Below are 14,665 nucleotides of genomic sequence, written 5' to 3'. Positions count from 1 at the left end.
GTGCGTGCTGATGTCGAGTCCTCAAACATGCTGGGCAAGCGATGACCAGCCCCGCACTTTACAGATGTGAATCACACGTGGGAAGAGGTGCCGCCCGGGAGGTTTCTCACGCGGCAACTCCCTTGACAGCACATTTGTTGCAAGCTCAGGTGTTGAGCAGTTCCAGGGCAGTGTCCAGGCTGCGCCCTGCAGCTTCCGCGTTGATCCTGGCCAGAGCCAGCGCGGCCACGATCTGCCCCACGCAGGCCTGAGCGCGGCGCTCAACTTCCCCTTGGGTCAGATCCGGCCGGTGGGCCGCCACCCCACGGGTCACACCTGTCAGCAATTCCTGCCGGTAGGCGTCCACGGTGGCTTGTGTGACTTTGTCATGTCCCAGCGTGGACCCGGCGGTGTTGATCAGCAAGCAGCCATTGCGTGCGGACATGGACTGGGCGTCCAGCAGTGCCGTGCGTAGGTTCTGGACGTAGGAGGTGACCGCACCCGGCGGCACGGGGTCTTGCATCAGCACCGCCAACCGCGGCCGGACCACCTCTACCAGGTAACTCTCCACGGCGGCGTCAAACAGTCCACGTTTGCTGCCAAAGGTGTTGTAGAGGCTGGAGCGGTTCAGTCCCGTGACGGCCTCCAGCTCCGGCAGGGAGGCCCCTTCATATCCGCGTTCCCAGAAGAGCTGCCGTGCTGCTGTGACCACCGCACGTTGGTCAAAACCTCGGTGACGTCCCATGATCTTGGCCTCACTTTCCGTCACAAGGGCTTGCTGATGGGTGAGATCAGCATATATTGAACCGAGCAGTTCAAAATAATGTGTTCCCCTCTGTGACGAAAGCAGCACCATGATCACCCTCGGCCTGATCCTGGCCACCTTGGCCGCCCTGATCCACGTCTACATCTTCTACCTGGAGTCCATCGCCTGGACCGGCCCGGCCGCCCGCAAGGTCTTTGGTCTGAGCTCCCCGGAACTCGCCGAGTCCACCAAGGGCCTGGCCTTCAACCAGGGTTTCTACAACCTGTTCCTGGCCATCGAGATCTTCTTGGGCCTGATCTTCTGGATCGCCGGTTGGCACGCCGTGGGCGCCACCCTGGTCCTGGTGGGCGCCGGATCCATGGTGGCTGCAGGCCTGGCGCTGCTGCTCTCCAACCGCACCAAGACCTCCGCCGCACTCAAGCAGCTCACCCTGCCCGCCTTGGGCATCCTGGCACTGGTGATCGGCCTTCTCCTGTGACCTGCGCCTGAACATCACGACGACGGCGCGTGGGCGCGGCGTCGTCGTGCGGCTCACCTGATGCGGTGAACCCACCCCCTTGACCCGAACCCCGCGTGACCTGAAAGGCTTCACTCATGTCCAACGTCATCAGCCATCAGATTCAACTGGTCAACCGTCCCACCGGGTGGCCCACACCGGAGGACTTCCGCACCGTGGAGGTCAGCTACGGGGAGCTGCCCATGGGGCATGTTCGTGTGGTCAATGAGTTCATTTCCGTGGACCCGTACATGCGCGGGCGGATGAACGACACCAAGAGCTACATCCCGCCCTTTGAGCTCGGGGCAACCATGACTGGTGGTGCCGTGGGGCGCGTAGTGGAATCCACCGCTTCCGAGGTGCCCGTGGACTCCGTGGTCCTGCACCAGTACGGCTGGCGGGACGTGGTCCAGGAAGAGGCCGCCGGGTTCCGGATCGTCCAGGAGATCCCCGGCGTCCCGCTCTCCGCCTACCTGGGCGTGCTGGGCATGACCGGGCTGACCGCCTATGTGGGGCTGACCCGGATCGCGCCGGTGGCAGAAGGTGACACCGTGTTCATCTCCGGTGCCGCAGGCGCAGTGGGCAGCACCGCCGGTCAGATCGCCCGCCTGCTGGGTGCTGACCGCGTGATCGGTTCCGCAGGCTCCGACGAAAAGGTGGCAGTACTGACCGAACGGTTCGGATACACCGCTGCCTTCAACTACAAATCAGCTCCCGTACGCACTCAGCTGCCACAGGAGGCACCGCAGGGCATTGACGTTTACTTTGACAACGTGGGCGGGGATCACCTGGAAGCCGCCCTGGACGTGCTCAACCGCCAAGGCCGTGTGGCCCTGTGCGGCGCCATCTCCGCCTACAACTCGGAGCAGACCGAGCCCGGTCCGGACAACATGGCCAACATCATCAAACAGGGCCTGTCCCTGCGGGGCTTCACCCTGGGGGACCACATGGACCTGGCCTCTGAGTTCAACCAGCGCATGAGCACCTGGTTCTCCAACGGCCAGATCACCTACGACGAAACCGTGGTGGACGGTCTGGAGAACACCGTGGAGGCCTTCCTGGACATGATGCGCGGGGCCAACACCGGCAAAATGGTGGTCCGCACGGCCTGATCAGGGGTCCTTGGCCCCACGGTGGGGGCTTGGGAGGTGCAGGAATCGCCCGGGCAACTGAACGCATCTCCAGCATCACGGTCGGCGAGGATTTGACCACCCACCAACACGAATCCACCAAACAGTGCCTGGGACAACCCAGGATGCTGGCCTCCCTGTTCTCCGTGGAGCTCTGGGAGCGGTTCTCCTTCTACGGCATGCAGGGCATCATCATGCTCTACATGTACTACCAGACCACTGACGGCGGTCTGGGCATGGATCAAAGCGTTGCCGCAGGCATTGTGGGCGCCTACGGCGGAACCGTGTACTTGTGCACCATCTTGGGTGCCTGGATCGCGGACCGGCTGATCGGTTCGGAACGCGCCATGTTCGCCAATGCCGTGCTCATCATGGCCGGTCACGTGGCACTGTCCGTTCTACCCGGATACGCAGGACTGGCCACTGGCCTGCTGCTCATTGCAGTGGGCTCCGGTGGGCTGAAGGCCAACATCGGCGGCCTGGTGGGCCCGTTGCTCACCGGCTGGGTCCAGCAGCAGTGGGGCTTCCACGTGGGCTTTGCGTTGGCTGCCATCGGCATGGCGGTGGGTCTGACGCAGTACGTGGTGAGTCGTCGTCGTTTGCCGCGTGGCGTCCACCAGATCCCCAACCCGCTGCCACGCTCCCACTACCCACAGTGGATCATCATTGCGCTGGTGGCCCTGGCTGCGATTGTGGTGGCGGTGCTGCTGGGCTGGTTGCACCCGGGCAACCTTGCCGATGTGATCGTGGTGGCCATTGTGATCGCCGCCGTGGCACTGTTTGTGCTGCTTCTGACCAGCAAGAAGATCAGCTCGGACGAACGTTCCCGGGTGGTGGCCTTCATCCCCATGTTCGTGGGTTCGGCTGCGTTCTTTGCACTGTTCCAGCAGCAGTTCACCGTGATCACCATTTATTCGGATGAACGGCTCAACCGCATGCTGGGCACCTGGGAGATCCCGGTGCCGTGGGTGCAGTCCTTGAACCCTGCGTTCATCATCCTGCTGGCACCGGTCTTTGCGGCCCTGTGGACCAAGCTCGGCAACCGTCAGCCGGCCACCCCCGCCAAGTTCGGCCTGGGCATCATTCTGATGGGCGCTGCCTTCCTGGTGTTCCTGAGTCAGGTCAACGTGGCCTCCGTGGCCGTGATGTGGGTGGCACTGATCATGCTCATGGCCACCATGGGCGAACTCCTGCTCTCCCCGGTGGGATTGTCCGTGTCCACCAAGCTGACGCCGCGGGCCTACCCGGTCATGATGGTGTCCTTGAACTACCTGTCCGTGGCCCTGGGCACCGCCCTGTCCGGATCGCTGGCCCAGTTCTACAGTGCACAGAACGAGGCCCTCTATTTCGGCAGCCTGGGTGCTGTGACCGTTGGCATCGGCGTGGTCATCCTGATCCTGGCACGTCCCATCACCAAGGCCATGCGCGGAGTGCGGTGACCCCTGCCCGGATCAGGTGTCCTTGGACCTGCGTTCCACGGCATCCAGGGCCAAACACACTACGACGACGCCCGCAGCCATCCACCGCCGCGGATGCCGGGCTCCTGCGCGAGCCACCAAGTTCCTGATGCCTCGATCAATCGGGAAAGATGCCGCACCAGCAGCCGCCGTACCCAATCCCACAGCTCCCGCCACCAGTGCGATGGCACGGGGGCTGGGTGCGGCGTCGTGATGATGTGAAGCAGAGCCCGCGGAGCCCTGCGGATCCGGAGAGACCTGGGAAGCAACGTGGGTCTCCGAGCGGTGGGAGGTGCCCATTTGACAGGCCACATATGCGGCGGCGGCTGCAGCCGGGACCACTACGTAGGCAGTGCGCACGCCCGCGGGCCAGTCCTCCGGATCCAGCAGCGTGAACGCGCCGCTGGCAGCGGTCAAACCAAGAGATGTGACTAGTGAACTCATGGTTCAACCATAAGTAGGTGTGGCGTGACGCACATCCTGCGGAAGGACGAATCGCGTCATCCTTCAGCTGTCAATGGCCTCCTGGATCAAGGCGTGCATGTCATCCATGGTCTCCGGGTGGATGCGCTGCCCGTCCAGGAAGAACGACGGCGTGGTGCTGACTCCCAGCGCTTCTGCATCCAACTGATTCTGGGCAATGCGCTCCACCGTTGCGGGGTCCTCGTAATCGGCACGGAACTGCTCCATGTCCAGATCCAGCTCCCGGGCGTAGTCAAAGAACGTCTCCTTCTGGGAGGAGTCGCTGCCACTCCACTGTCCGTGGTTCTGGAACAAGGTCTGGTACATGGACAGGAATTCACCTTGTTCGGCAGCAGCTTCAGCGGCTTGGGCAGCTCCCAAGGAGTTTCCGTGCATGGGCAGGTAGCGCACGGCAAAGGTGACCTGGTCCCCGTACTCCTCACGCAGTTGCTCCATGTAGGGGTACAGGTCCGCACACGCCGCGCATTCGAAATCCAGGACCTCCACCAGTTCGGCATCCGGCCCGTCAGACAGGGTCCGGGTGTCTTCCCGCATGATCTGAGCATCCCCCGAGCCCTGGGGGCTGGATCCGCCACCTGTCATGAGTCCCACGGTGACCGCACCCAGCACCACCACCGCAGCCACGGTCAGCACGGTGATGGTCACTTTCAGGGCCCGTGTCATGGCGTCCTTTCCGGGACGGGTTCTGCAGCGCGGGGTCAGGTGCGTTCAGGCGTCTGGGGCGCGTCATGCGTGGCCTGGAACCTCAGGCGTCTGGCACCAACCAGGCATCTAGTGGCAGTCAGGCTTCAACGAACTGCCCGCGAGCGCGGTCCTTCACCACCGTACCTGCCGGGAAGATCCGTCCGCTCATGGCCAGGTAGATTCCCGGTTCCAAGAGTTGAACAGCCGCAAAGGCAGCCCCCAGGTTGAAGTGGGAGTCCGTGACCTTCAGGGAGGCAGGCTGCATGGCACCGGTGAACACAATCACCTTGTCCGTCAGGTTCTTGCCGTTGGCCTGCAGGTAGGCCGCAGTGTCAGTCATGGTGTCCGTGCCGTGGGTGATCACCACCAGGTTTTGCGTGAGTGCGTCCACGCGCTCCACCAGCACCTGACGGTCTTCATCCACAATGTCCAGGCTGTCCTTGCGCAGCACCGACTCCACGGTGACGGGCACGGTGGGCCGCACGATCTCCAGGATCTCTGCCGCAGCCGGGTCCCCGATCTTAAGCTCCCCCGCCAGGGAGTAGATCTTGTCAATGGTGCCGCCGGTGCTCAGCAGCGTGATGGTGGTGGATTCGCTCACGGTTGTCTCTTCCTGTCCAAACCAGTGCCCGGCTGGTGCCGTCCGGGCCGGAGACTGAGGATACCGGTCAGAGCCACAGACCCTTGAGCCGTAATCATGGGGGACGTACGGATTCAGCGTGGAATCCGTACGTCCCCCATGATTTGGTGCTCGGTTCGACTCAGCGCAGGATCTTCTCCATGGCCTTGCCGCGCGCCAGTTCATCCACCAGCTTGTCCAGGTAGCGGACCTTGCGCATCAGCGGGTCCTGGATCTCCTCCACTCGGACCCCGCAGATGACACCTGTGATCAGCTCCACGTTGGGGTGCAACTGGGCGTCGTCAAAGAACGCCGGGAAGGTGGTCTTCTCCGTGAGATGGCGGTCAAGGTCGGCGTCGTCGAACCCGGTGAGCCACTGGATCACCTGATGCAATTCAGCCGTGGTGCGGCCCTTCTTTTCAACCTTGGTGACGTAGTGCGGGTAGACGTCCGCGAACGCCATCTTCTCAATCCGGCTCATCCCAGCAGGATAGCCAGGCCCGCAGGAAGGTCAGACCAGCAGGAAAGTCAGGCACCGCTCAGCGCAGCACCACGGTGCGGTTGCCGCGTAGGATCACCCGGCCCTCACAGTGCCACTTGACGGCATCGGAGAGCGCCTTGCATTCGGTGTCCCGCCCGGCTGCCACCAGGTCCTCCGGCCCGTAGGCGTGGTTCACGTCCACCACCTGCTGGGCGATGATCGGCCCCTCGTCCAACTCGGCGTTGACGTAGTGGGCGGTGGCCCCCACGGTTTTGACGCCGCGGTCGTAGGCCTGGTGGTAGGGCTTGGCGCCCTTGAAGCTGGGCAGGAAGGAGTGGTGAATGTTGATCACCCGGCCTTCCATGCGCGTGGCCAGGGCGTCACTGAGCACCTGCATGTAACGGGCCAGCACCACCAGATCCACCTCAAAGCGGTCCACCAGTTCCAGCAGCTTGGATTCGGCCTCCGGCTTGGTGTCTGCGGTGACGGGCACGTGGAAGAACGGAATTCCGTGCCATTCCACCAGGCGCTGGTGGTCCCGGTGATTGGACACCACGGCCACAATGTCCACCGGCAGTTCCCCGGTCCGGGCCCGGAACAGCAGATCGTTGAGGCAGTGACCGAACTTGGAGACCATCACCAGCACCCGCCGCTTGGCCCCGTGTTCCACCAGGTCCCAGCGCATGCCGAACCGCTCACCCAACTCCCCCAGGCTCTCCCGCAGGTGCTTGACGTCAACCCCGTCCGAGGACGACGGCGCCACGTGCACCCGCATGAAGAAATGCCCCTGCCTGCGGTCGTCGAACTGGGTGAGCTCCACGATGGTGTACCCGTGATCCAGCAGTACCCCGCTCACGGCGTGCACGATGCCGGATGCCTCAAGGCAGTCCAGGGTGAGCACCAGTTCCGCCCCGGAGGTGTCTTCAGTGCGCCCGGAGTTCTGGGCGGGTGCGGTGTCGCTGGTGGGGGTGGGCAACCCGTTGTCCATGGCGATCTCCTTGTCTGGATGATCCGGGTCCCAAGGACCCCGGTGCGTACTGACGGTGAATGAATGGGTGGAGCCTGCTGAGTGCAGGCTCAGGACACGGGAGTTGCCGTGAACTCGGTCATGGCATCCAGCAACCACTGGGCCACAAAGTGCGCGAACGAGGACCGTGGCATCAACCGCCAGGTGTCCTCATGGGTGCGCCACAACATGACCTGAACGGGTCCGAGCGTGGTGGACACTGCCGTGTTCACCGGGAAGGCCCGTGGGTGCAGATCCATGGGGCAGCCCTTTTCCAGAACGTCCCGCGCATGCGGCCCGGAGATCTCCAACGTGGTGCGGTTGGCGGAGAGATCCACCACCTGACCGGGTTGCCCGCTGTCCGCCATGGCTGCCACCAGCCGCACGGTGAGCGGGTGGGTGGAGATGGTGGGCAGGGCACCGTCCGGGCTTCCGTCCAGTCCGGGTGGGAGTTCCACGGCGTCCTCGGTGACCAGCAGGAACTCATCCGGTGACAACCACAGCACAGCGCTGTCTCCGACGGCTCCTGTGACTTCACCGTGGGCACTCGGCCAGCCCACACCGGTGATCCCTGCCAGGGTGGAAGCCACCGCTGAGTCGGGATCCACCCGGATCCCCACCATGTTCAAGAACGGGATCTCCCGGACCGTCACGGAGTCGCTGCCAGCACTGACCTGTTCCAAGGTCTCAGCCAGGTGGGCCAGTGGGCTGCGGCGCAGCCCGGCAAGATCGGTTCCAGTCTGCTCAACCATCACGGCGCTTCCCTTCGGGGTCGTAGAGCACGGGTTCGGCCAACACGACGTCGATCAGCTGGTCACCCTGCGGCACCTGCAAGGTTTCCCCGATCCGGGATCGGCCACTCTTGACCAGAGCCAGCCCGAACGTGCGGTTCAAGGCGGCGCTGCGGTAACTGGAGGTCACGTGGCCCTGCATGGGCACGGGTCCGTCCTGTGGGGTGATGGGGGTGCCGTGGTTGACCAGCTGGGCACCTTCCTCCAGGCGGATCTCCGTGTTCACGGGCAGCACGGCCACCAGTTGTTTGCGATCATCACCCAGAGCCAGCGGACGGTCATAAGACCGGCGGCCGATGAAGTCCTTGGTCTTGGACACCACCCAGTCCATGCCCAGATCTTGCGGGGTCACGGTGCCGTCCGTGTCCTGACCAACAATCGGGAAGGCCTTTTCTGCACGCAGCACGTGCATGGTCTCCGTGCCGTACGGGGTGATCCCGTACGGTGCACCGGCATCCGCCACAGCCTCCCACACGGTCATGCCGTACCAGGTGGGCACGTTGATTTCGTAAGCCAGCTCCCCGGAGAAGGAGATGCGGCAGACACGCGCCGGGATGCCGTTGGCCAACACGGTTTCCCGGAAGGCCATGAACGGGAACGCCTCCTGGGAGATGTCCAGATCCGGCACCAGTTGGGCCACCACCTCCCTGGACTTGGGCCCCACCACGGCCACGGCCGCCCACTGCTCCGTCACGGAGGTCATGGTCACATCCAGTTCAGGCCATTCGGTCTGGGACCACTCCTCCAGCCACTCCAGGACCTTGGCAGCCCCGCCGGTGGTGGTGGTCATCAGGTAGCGGTCCTCGTCGAGGCGCAAGGAGACGCCGTCGTCGAACACCATGCCGTCCGCCGAACACATGACGCCGTAGCGGGCCATGCCGGGCTTCAACTTCTTGAAAGCGTTGGTGTAGACCCGGTTGAGGAACTCCCCGGCGTCAGCACCACGGATCTCGATCTTGCCCAACGTGGTGACGTCCATGAAGCCCACGGATTCACGCACGGCCGCGCATTCGCGCAGCACGGCGGCATCCATGTCCTCCCCCGCCTGCGGGTAGTACCAGGGGCGCTTCCACTGCCCCACGTCCTCGAACTGTGCACCGTGCTCCACGTGCCAGGAGTGGATGGAGGTGGTGCGAGCGGGATCGTACAGATCCCCCAGACGCCGCCCCGCCAGTGCTGCAAAGCTCACCGGTGTGTAGGGGGCACGGTAGGTGGTGGTTCCCACCCCGCCCACGTTGGGATCGTTCAGCGCTGCGGCAATCACACCAATGGTGTTCACCCCGGAGGTCTTGCCCTGGTCGTTGGCTGTGGAGATAGAGGTGTAACGCTTGACGTGCTCCACCGAGCGCATCCCGGCGCCAATGGAACGCAGCACGTCAGCCACGGTCTGGTCCCGTTGGTGATCCACAAAGTGGTGGGAAAAGTCCTGCTCACCATCCCCTGGGGAGCCCATCAGCCACAGAGGACGAGTGGGGGCCATGGCGGTGAAGGTTTCGGATACCTGCGGCACGGGCTCAGCCTGGGAGCTCTCCCCACTGCCCTGGTACCCGGAGGCAGCGGCCTGCCGGCCAGCGTCAGCGCCTTCGGCCAGGCAACCCGCCAAGTCCAAGGTTCCGTTGCAGGCACCGGCCACGAATTGGTGGTCAACCGCTGCAGTCGGCACGTACCCGGCCAGGTCCTCATCCCAGGTCACCTTGCCCTGACGCTGGCTGTGCAGGTGCACCACCGGGGTCCAACCGCCGGAGACGGCCAACAGATCCGCTGCAATGTCCTGGGTGGAGCCGGTGGGCGCGGCGTCGTGGTCAATGGCGCTGACCGTCACACCGCTGAGCCTGCCACCCTCACCGTCACCGGAGGTGTCCACCACGGCACTTGCGCTCAGCACGCGCAGACCCGCACGTTCGGCAAGCTGCGCGGCTTCAGCACCGGGGGCAGTCCGGGAATCCACGACGGCGGCCACCGTCACCCCCGCTGCCACCAGATCGGCTGCCGTGACGTAAGCGGAATCGTTGGTGGTGGCCACAACCACCGTGTCACCGGCGGCCACACCGTAGCGATTCAGATAGGTGCGCACGGAACCGGCCAACATGATGCCGGGGCGGTCATTGTTGGAGAACACCAGGGGGCGTTCGTGCGCACCGGTGGCCAACACCACCCGAGCTGCGCGTACGTGCCAGACGCGCTCGCGGGAAACACCGGCGGCTGGAGCCTCCGGGAGGTGGTCCGTGCGACGTTGCACGGCAACCACGTAGTTGGAGTCATAGCTGCCGATGGCCGTGGTGCGCGGCAGCACGGTGACCTCCGGCTGCTGTTCAAGATCTGCCACGGTCTGGCGCACCCATTCCAAGGCGGGAGCACCGTTGATCTGCTCATCACGCGAGCTCAACAGGGACCCACCGGCCGTGGGTTGATCATCCATGACCAGCACGCGAGCGCCGGTGCTTGCGGCTTGTGCTGCCGCCGCCAGACCGGCAGGACCGGCGCCGATCACCAGGACGTCCGTGTGCACGTACTTGTGGTCGTAATAGGCCTTGTCCGTGGCGGGATCCAGCTGACCCAGACCACTCAAGTGCGTGGCGCTCAGACCCTCCACCAGCTCCACCGTGGTGGAGGGCAGCATGGATTCATCCACGTCAACGTCATGGCGGGCCGTGACCTTCAGCAGTGCGTTGGGCTCCTCCACGCCGGCTGCCATGACACCGCGGGGGCGGCCCAGGTACATGGAGTCGGCGCAGGTGATCACTCCGTTGGCCAGCAGGGCGGAGGCCACGGTGTCCCCGGCATGGCCCTGGAACTGACGGCCATCCACAGTGAAGGACAAGCTCTGGTCACGGTTGATGCCGTGACCCGCTGCATTGCCTGCAGACAGGCGGTGTGACTGATTCGCGGACTGTGCCTGCATCACAATGCACCTCCGGTGCTCGGGCGCGGATCGGTGAGGCGGTAGACGGACTGGACCTTGTACGTGGCGGTGTCGCGCACCACGTTGAACCACTTGCGGCATCCGGCGGTGTGCACCCACCGCTCTGCCAACAGGCCCTTGGTGTTACGGCGGTAGAACAGGTACTCGCCCCACTGCCTGTCCGTCAGTGCAGCAGGGTCCTCCGGGTACGGCACGTGGGCTTCACCGCCGTAGTGGTACTCGGTTTCATCACGTGGCCCGCAGTAGGGGCATTCGATCAGCAACATGGTGGTCTCTTTCTGAGGGTGAGCGTCCGCAGGTGTTCGGCGTCGTTGATTCGGGTGAGCGTCAGTGGGCCACTGCGGCCGCGCCGTGCTCATCGATCAAGGCACCGGTTTCAAAACGCTCCAGGCTGAAGGGCGCGTTGAGCGGGTGCGGTTCATCCGTGGCAATGGTGTGGGCAAAGGCAAAGCCGGCGCCGGGAGTGCCCTTGAATCCGCCCGTACCCCAACCGCAGTTGACGTACATCTGGTCCACCGGCGTCTTGGAGACGATCGGGGAGGCATCCAGAGTGACGTCCACAATGCCGCCCCAGGTCCGCAGCACGTGCGCTCGGGCAAAAATGGGGAACAGTTCCACGGCCGCAGCCATCTGCTGTTCGATCACGTGGAAGGCACCGCGTTGGCCGTAGCCGTTGTAGGCATCAATACCGGCACCCATGACCAGCTCGCCCTTGTGCGCCTGGGAGACGTAGACATGCACGTGGTTGGACATCACCACGGTGGGGTGGACGGGTTCATGAAGTTCTGAGACCAACGCCTGCAGCGGGTGGGACTGGATGGGCAGCCGGAATCCGGCCATCTCCGCCAGGACCGAGGAGTGCCCCGCGCCGCACAGCGCCACCTTGCCGGCGTGAATGGTGCCGCGGGTGGTTTCCACTCCGGTCACACGGTCGCCCTCCTTGAGGAATCCCGTGATCTCACAGTTCTGGATGATGTCCACGCCCATTTCATCCGCCTTGCGGGCGAATGCCCAGGCGACGTGGTCATGCTTGGCGATCCCCGCACGCGGCTGATAGGTGGCACCCATGATGGGGTAACGGATGTCATCCCCGATGTTGATGATGGGGCACAGTTCCTTGACCTCTTGCGGGGAGAGCCACTCGGCATCCACGCCGTTGAGCTTGTTGGCGTTCACGCGCCGCACGCTCTCCCGGACGTCCCCCAGGGTGTGGGCCAGATTCATCACGCCGCGCTGGGAGAACAGGAAGTCGTACTCCAGCTCCTCCGGAAGGACCTCCCACAGCTTCAGCGACTTCTCATAAATAGCAGCCGATTCATCCCACAGGTAGTTGGAACGAATGATGGTGGTGTTGCGGGCCATGTTGCCTCCGGCCAGCCATCCACGCTCACACACCGCAATGTTGGTGATGCCGTGGTGCTTGGCCAGGTAGTAGGCCGTGGCCAGTCCGTGGCCACCACCACCCACAATCACGACGTCGTAGGAGGGCTTGGGATCCGGGTTACGCCACAGAAAGTCTGGGTGTTCCGGGAGCAGGTCAGCCATGGATGGCTCCGTTCGCAGCTCAGCGGCAATCCTGATACAGGACTGATATATCTGTTGTGCGGCCACGCTATGCTAGGGCTTGAATCAGTGTCAATGACCTTTTTCACCGTGACCTCAACAAGACCGGGAAGGAGTGGAGGGCATGAGCGTTCAACCCGCCACCACGCAAGCCGCCACGGCACCACCAGGCCCTACGCGATCCCTGGCTGACCAGGCTTTTGAGCAGTTGCAGGACCGCCTGATCTTCCTGGACATCGCCCCCGGGGAGCCGGTCAACGAGGGCGAACTCTCCCGCGAGCTCGGCGTGGGCCGCACCCCGCTGAGGGAGGCCCTCAAACGGCTGGAATCAGACCACCTGGTGATGACCTACGCACGGCGGGGAACCTTTGCCACACCCGTGGACATCACCGCGCTGTCTGAGATTTCTCAGGTCCGCCAGGTGCTTGAACCTCTTGCCGCAGGGTTGGCGGCGCAGATGCGTGGGGGGCGTCGTCGTGATGCTGTGGAGGCGTTGATCCAGGAACTGGAGTCCACGCCGCCAACTCCTGCGGACAGGGACCACGCGCTGCGCTGGGACCGGCGCATCCACCGGGAGATCTACACCGCCGCCGGCAACAGCCACCTCCAGGCCACCTTGGAGCGGTACAACAATCTGGCCACACGGATCTGGTGTGTGGCCGCGGACCGGCTGCCCGTGATCCACCAGCACATTGAGGTACACGTAACTCTGCTGAGGGCCATTGTGGACGGCGATGCCGAGGCTGCAGCACAGACCATGCGCACCCATGTTCAGGAGTTTGAAACCCACATCCGTCAGGTGCTCTGAGCGTCCTTCAGGTGTTCGTGGGCCACGGATGGACTTGCCAGGAAGTGCAGCAAGGATTCCAGTGGACCACGCCCCACCAACAGCGCCCACAGGATGCACCCGGTGGTGATTCCCAAGGTCATGGGCCAGAACGGGTCCAGGGCGCGGAAGCCGTCCAGCGGATCAATCACCCGGCCCACCTCCGGGTTGGCCAGAATCCAGATTCCCCAAACCACCAGATGCGCCACGTAAGCGGTCAAGGGCATGGAGCCGAGTACGCGCATGGGCCACAGGAGCCACCGCACTGCCGTGCGACCGATCAGCACGCACAGGCCAATCACCGCCAGCGCGAACCCGCCCGATCCAACGGCCTCCCCCACCCCTGAGGAATGCGGAAAGCTTTGAACCACGGACAGTGCCCACAGCCGCGTACCCGGGGGCAGGTATTCACCGTGGGTTTCCACCACGGCATTTCCCGCAGGCCCCACCACCCCGTATCCAACGACGGCGGCCACCGCACCGCCCGCCGCCATCACCAGTGTGCGGGTGGTTGAGTGCGCCACCGCCCGGCCGGCCACCAGGCCGGCGGCCACAAATGCCACCCAGAGAACGAACGGGTAGTTCCACCCCAATGCATCGAACACAGCTTCTGCGGCCGAGTCCGGAACGGGCGGACCATGGCGGTTGATGAAAGCCACCAGAAAGGGTGCAGTGACGGCTACCAGCAGTGAGGTGGCCAGCAACCATCGTGTGGACCACGTGAGCATGATCGCACCGATCAAGAGCAGAACACCGTAGGCGGGCAGCACGATGTAGACAGGGATCTCAAAAGCAAGCAGCCCCAACCCGATGGCCCAGATGACCGCCGCGCGGATGGCGATGGAGGTTCGCGCACCTGCCTGAATCCCGGGCGCTTGTGAGGCGGACCGGGCCAACAGCCCCAGTGACACTCCAGCCAAGGTGGCAAACAGGATGGAGGAACGGCCCTCCACCACCCCCAGCCAGGTTCCGGGGTCAGCCCAGACGAGTTCCGGGACCACCATCAGATGTGCTGCAAACATGCCCAGAACCGCCAAACCGCGGGCAAGGTCAATGCCTGGCTCACGGCGTGGTTGCTCCAGACGGCGAACATTCCGACTCAGGTGTGCCGCCAGGCTGGGCGAGGATGGTGGGGACATTGCCGCCGATTCTGCCGGTTCCACCTGGTGACGGGCTGATGGGTGGGGTATAGGCCTGTTGCACATGATCCCCTTCATCACGACCTCCGTGAGGCGCCTGCACGACGCCGGACTGTCCGGGTGGTTGTTGGTGATCGCAGTGATTGCCGTGCTGGGGCCGGCCATTCTTCTGGTCCTGCTGGCCAAGCGTTCAGCGCCACTGGACCCGGAATTTGCGCACCTGGGTTACGACTGAGAGGACGACAAACGCTTTGAATCGCCCCGGGTCTGGTGGAGGCTCTGAATCCACGGGAGGATGAGGAGCATGGCAGCACCGAGGAAG

Annotated in this window: 16 protein-coding genes; 5 read left to right on the top strand and 11 right to left on the bottom strand. The window is 64.1% G+C overall.

Annotation, left to right across the window (positions count from 1 at the left end; all coding sequences use genetic code 11):
* Positions 1 to 145: 145 nt before the first annotated feature.
* Positions 146 to 748, bottom strand: a complete 603-nt coding sequence (locus tag GTW58_RS10670) for a TetR/AcrR family transcriptional regulator (RefSeq protein WP_342453311.1) — start codon at positions 746 to 748, stop codon at positions 146 to 148.
* Positions 749 to 833: 85 nt separating this feature from the next.
* Between GTW58_RS10670 and GTW58_RS10665 the strand changes: the two genes are divergently transcribed.
* The 3 genes from GTW58_RS10665 to GTW58_RS10655 all read left to right on the top strand — a co-directional run bounded on the left by GTW58_RS10665 (position 834) and on the right by GTW58_RS10655 (position 3,810).
* The gene (locus tag GTW58_RS10665) at positions 834 to 1,223 is read left to right on the top strand and encodes a DUF1304 domain-containing protein (protein ID WP_119933423.1); all 390 of its coding nucleotides are present in this window, start codon (positions 834 to 836) and stop codon (positions 1,221 to 1,223) included.
* Positions 1,224 to 1,339: 116 nt separating this feature from the next.
* Positions 1,340 to 2,353, top strand: a complete 1,014-nt coding sequence (locus GTW58_RS10660) for an NADP-dependent oxidoreductase (RefSeq protein ID WP_047689454.1) — start codon at positions 1,340 to 1,342, stop codon at positions 2,351 to 2,353.
* Positions 2,354 to 2,427: 74 nt separating this feature from the next.
* Positions 2,428 to 3,810 carry a peptide MFS transporter gene (locus tag GTW58_RS10655; protein ID WP_370448287.1) on the top strand — a complete coding sequence of 461 codons (1,383 nt, stop codon included), beginning with the start codon at positions 2,428 to 2,430 and terminating at the stop codon, positions 3,808 to 3,810.
* Between the two features lie 12 nt (positions 3,811 to 3,822).
* On the opposite strand, the gene GTW58_RS10650 is transcribed toward GTW58_RS10655, so the two are convergent.
* From GTW58_RS10650 to GTW58_RS10610, 9 genes are all read right to left on the bottom strand, one after another.
* Positions 3,823 to 4,272, bottom strand: coding sequence for a hypothetical protein (locus GTW58_RS10650; protein ID WP_157980535.1), 450 nt, complete (start codon positions 4,270 to 4,272; stop codon positions 3,823 to 3,825).
* Positions 4,273 to 4,335: 63 nt separating this feature from the next.
* Complete coding sequence (locus GTW58_RS10645; RefSeq protein ID WP_119933421.1) at positions 4,336 to 4,974, bottom strand: DsbA family protein; 639 nt, start codon at positions 4,972 to 4,974, stop codon at positions 4,336 to 4,338.
* Positions 4,975 to 5,092: 118 nt separating this feature from the next.
* Positions 5,093 to 5,596, bottom strand: coding sequence for an asparaginase domain-containing protein (locus GTW58_RS10640; protein WP_232818097.1), 504 nt, complete (start codon positions 5,594 to 5,596; stop codon positions 5,093 to 5,095).
* Positions 5,597 to 5,756: 160 nt separating this feature from the next.
* Entirely contained in the window at positions 5,757 to 6,095 is a 339-nt protein-coding gene (locus tag GTW58_RS10635; protein WP_047689446.1) for a DUF2200 domain-containing protein, read from the bottom strand.
* 58 nt (positions 6,096 to 6,153) lie between these two features.
* Positions 6,154 to 7,083, bottom strand: a complete 930-nt coding sequence (gene purU, locus GTW58_RS10630; RefSeq protein ID WP_119933419.1) for a formyltetrahydrofolate deformylase — start codon at positions 7,081 to 7,083, stop codon at positions 6,154 to 6,156.
* Positions 7,084 to 7,172: 89 nt separating this feature from the next.
* Positions 7,173 to 7,853: a sarcosine oxidase subunit gamma gene (locus GTW58_RS10625; RefSeq protein WP_047689479.1), complete on the bottom strand. Its 681-nt coding sequence runs from the start codon at positions 7,851 to 7,853 to the stop codon at positions 7,173 to 7,175.
* The gene (locus tag GTW58_RS10620; protein WP_119933418.1) at positions 7,846 to 10,794 is read right to left on the bottom strand and encodes a sarcosine oxidase subunit alpha family protein; all 2,949 of its coding nucleotides are present in this window, start codon (positions 10,792 to 10,794) and stop codon (positions 7,846 to 7,848) included. Before GTW58_RS10620 ends, GTW58_RS10625 begins: the two co-directional genes overlap by 8 nt.
* Positions 10,794 to 11,081: a sarcosine oxidase subunit delta gene (locus tag GTW58_RS10615; protein WP_119933417.1), complete on the bottom strand. Its 288-nt coding sequence runs from the start codon at positions 11,079 to 11,081 to the stop codon at positions 10,794 to 10,796. Before GTW58_RS10615 ends, GTW58_RS10620 begins: the two co-directional genes overlap by 1 nt.
* A gap of 61 nt (positions 11,082 to 11,142) precedes the next feature.
* Complete coding sequence (locus GTW58_RS10610; protein ID WP_047690343.1) at positions 11,143 to 12,360, bottom strand: sarcosine oxidase subunit beta family protein; 1,218 nt, start codon at positions 12,358 to 12,360, stop codon at positions 11,143 to 11,145.
* A 142-nt stretch (positions 12,361 to 12,502) separates the two neighbouring features.
* Here GTW58_RS10610 and GTW58_RS10605 point away from each other — a divergent pair, with 142 nt between their 5' ends.
* A complete protein-coding gene (locus tag GTW58_RS10605; protein ID WP_119933416.1) occupies positions 12,503 to 13,186 on the top strand; it encodes a GntR family transcriptional regulator in 684 nt (227 codons plus the stop codon).
* Here the strand turns inward: GTW58_RS10605 and GTW58_RS10600 are convergent.
* Positions 13,174 to 14,343, bottom strand: a complete 1,170-nt coding sequence (locus tag GTW58_RS10600; protein ID WP_157980534.1) for a heparan-alpha-glucosaminide N-acetyltransferase domain-containing protein — start codon at positions 14,341 to 14,343, stop codon at positions 13,174 to 13,176. The two genes, GTW58_RS10605 and GTW58_RS10600, sit on opposite strands and share 13 nt — an antisense overlap.
* Before the next feature lie 58 nt (positions 14,344 to 14,401).
* Here GTW58_RS10600 and GTW58_RS10595 point away from each other — a divergent pair, with 58 nt between their 5' ends.
* A complete protein-coding gene (locus GTW58_RS10595) occupies positions 14,402 to 14,578 on the top strand; it encodes a DUF805 domain-containing protein (protein ID WP_255409147.1) in 177 nt (58 codons plus the stop codon).
* Positions 14,579 to 14,665 lie beyond the last annotated feature (87 nt).

The sequence above is a fragment of the Kocuria subflava genome, from assembly GCF_012163155.1.
Classification (GTDB): domain Bacteria; phylum Actinomycetota; class Actinomycetes; order Actinomycetales; family Micrococcaceae; genus Kocuria; species Kocuria subflava.
The sequence above is the reverse complement of the archived record's forward strand: the minus strand, read 5'-3'. Positions and strand labels throughout refer to the sequence as shown.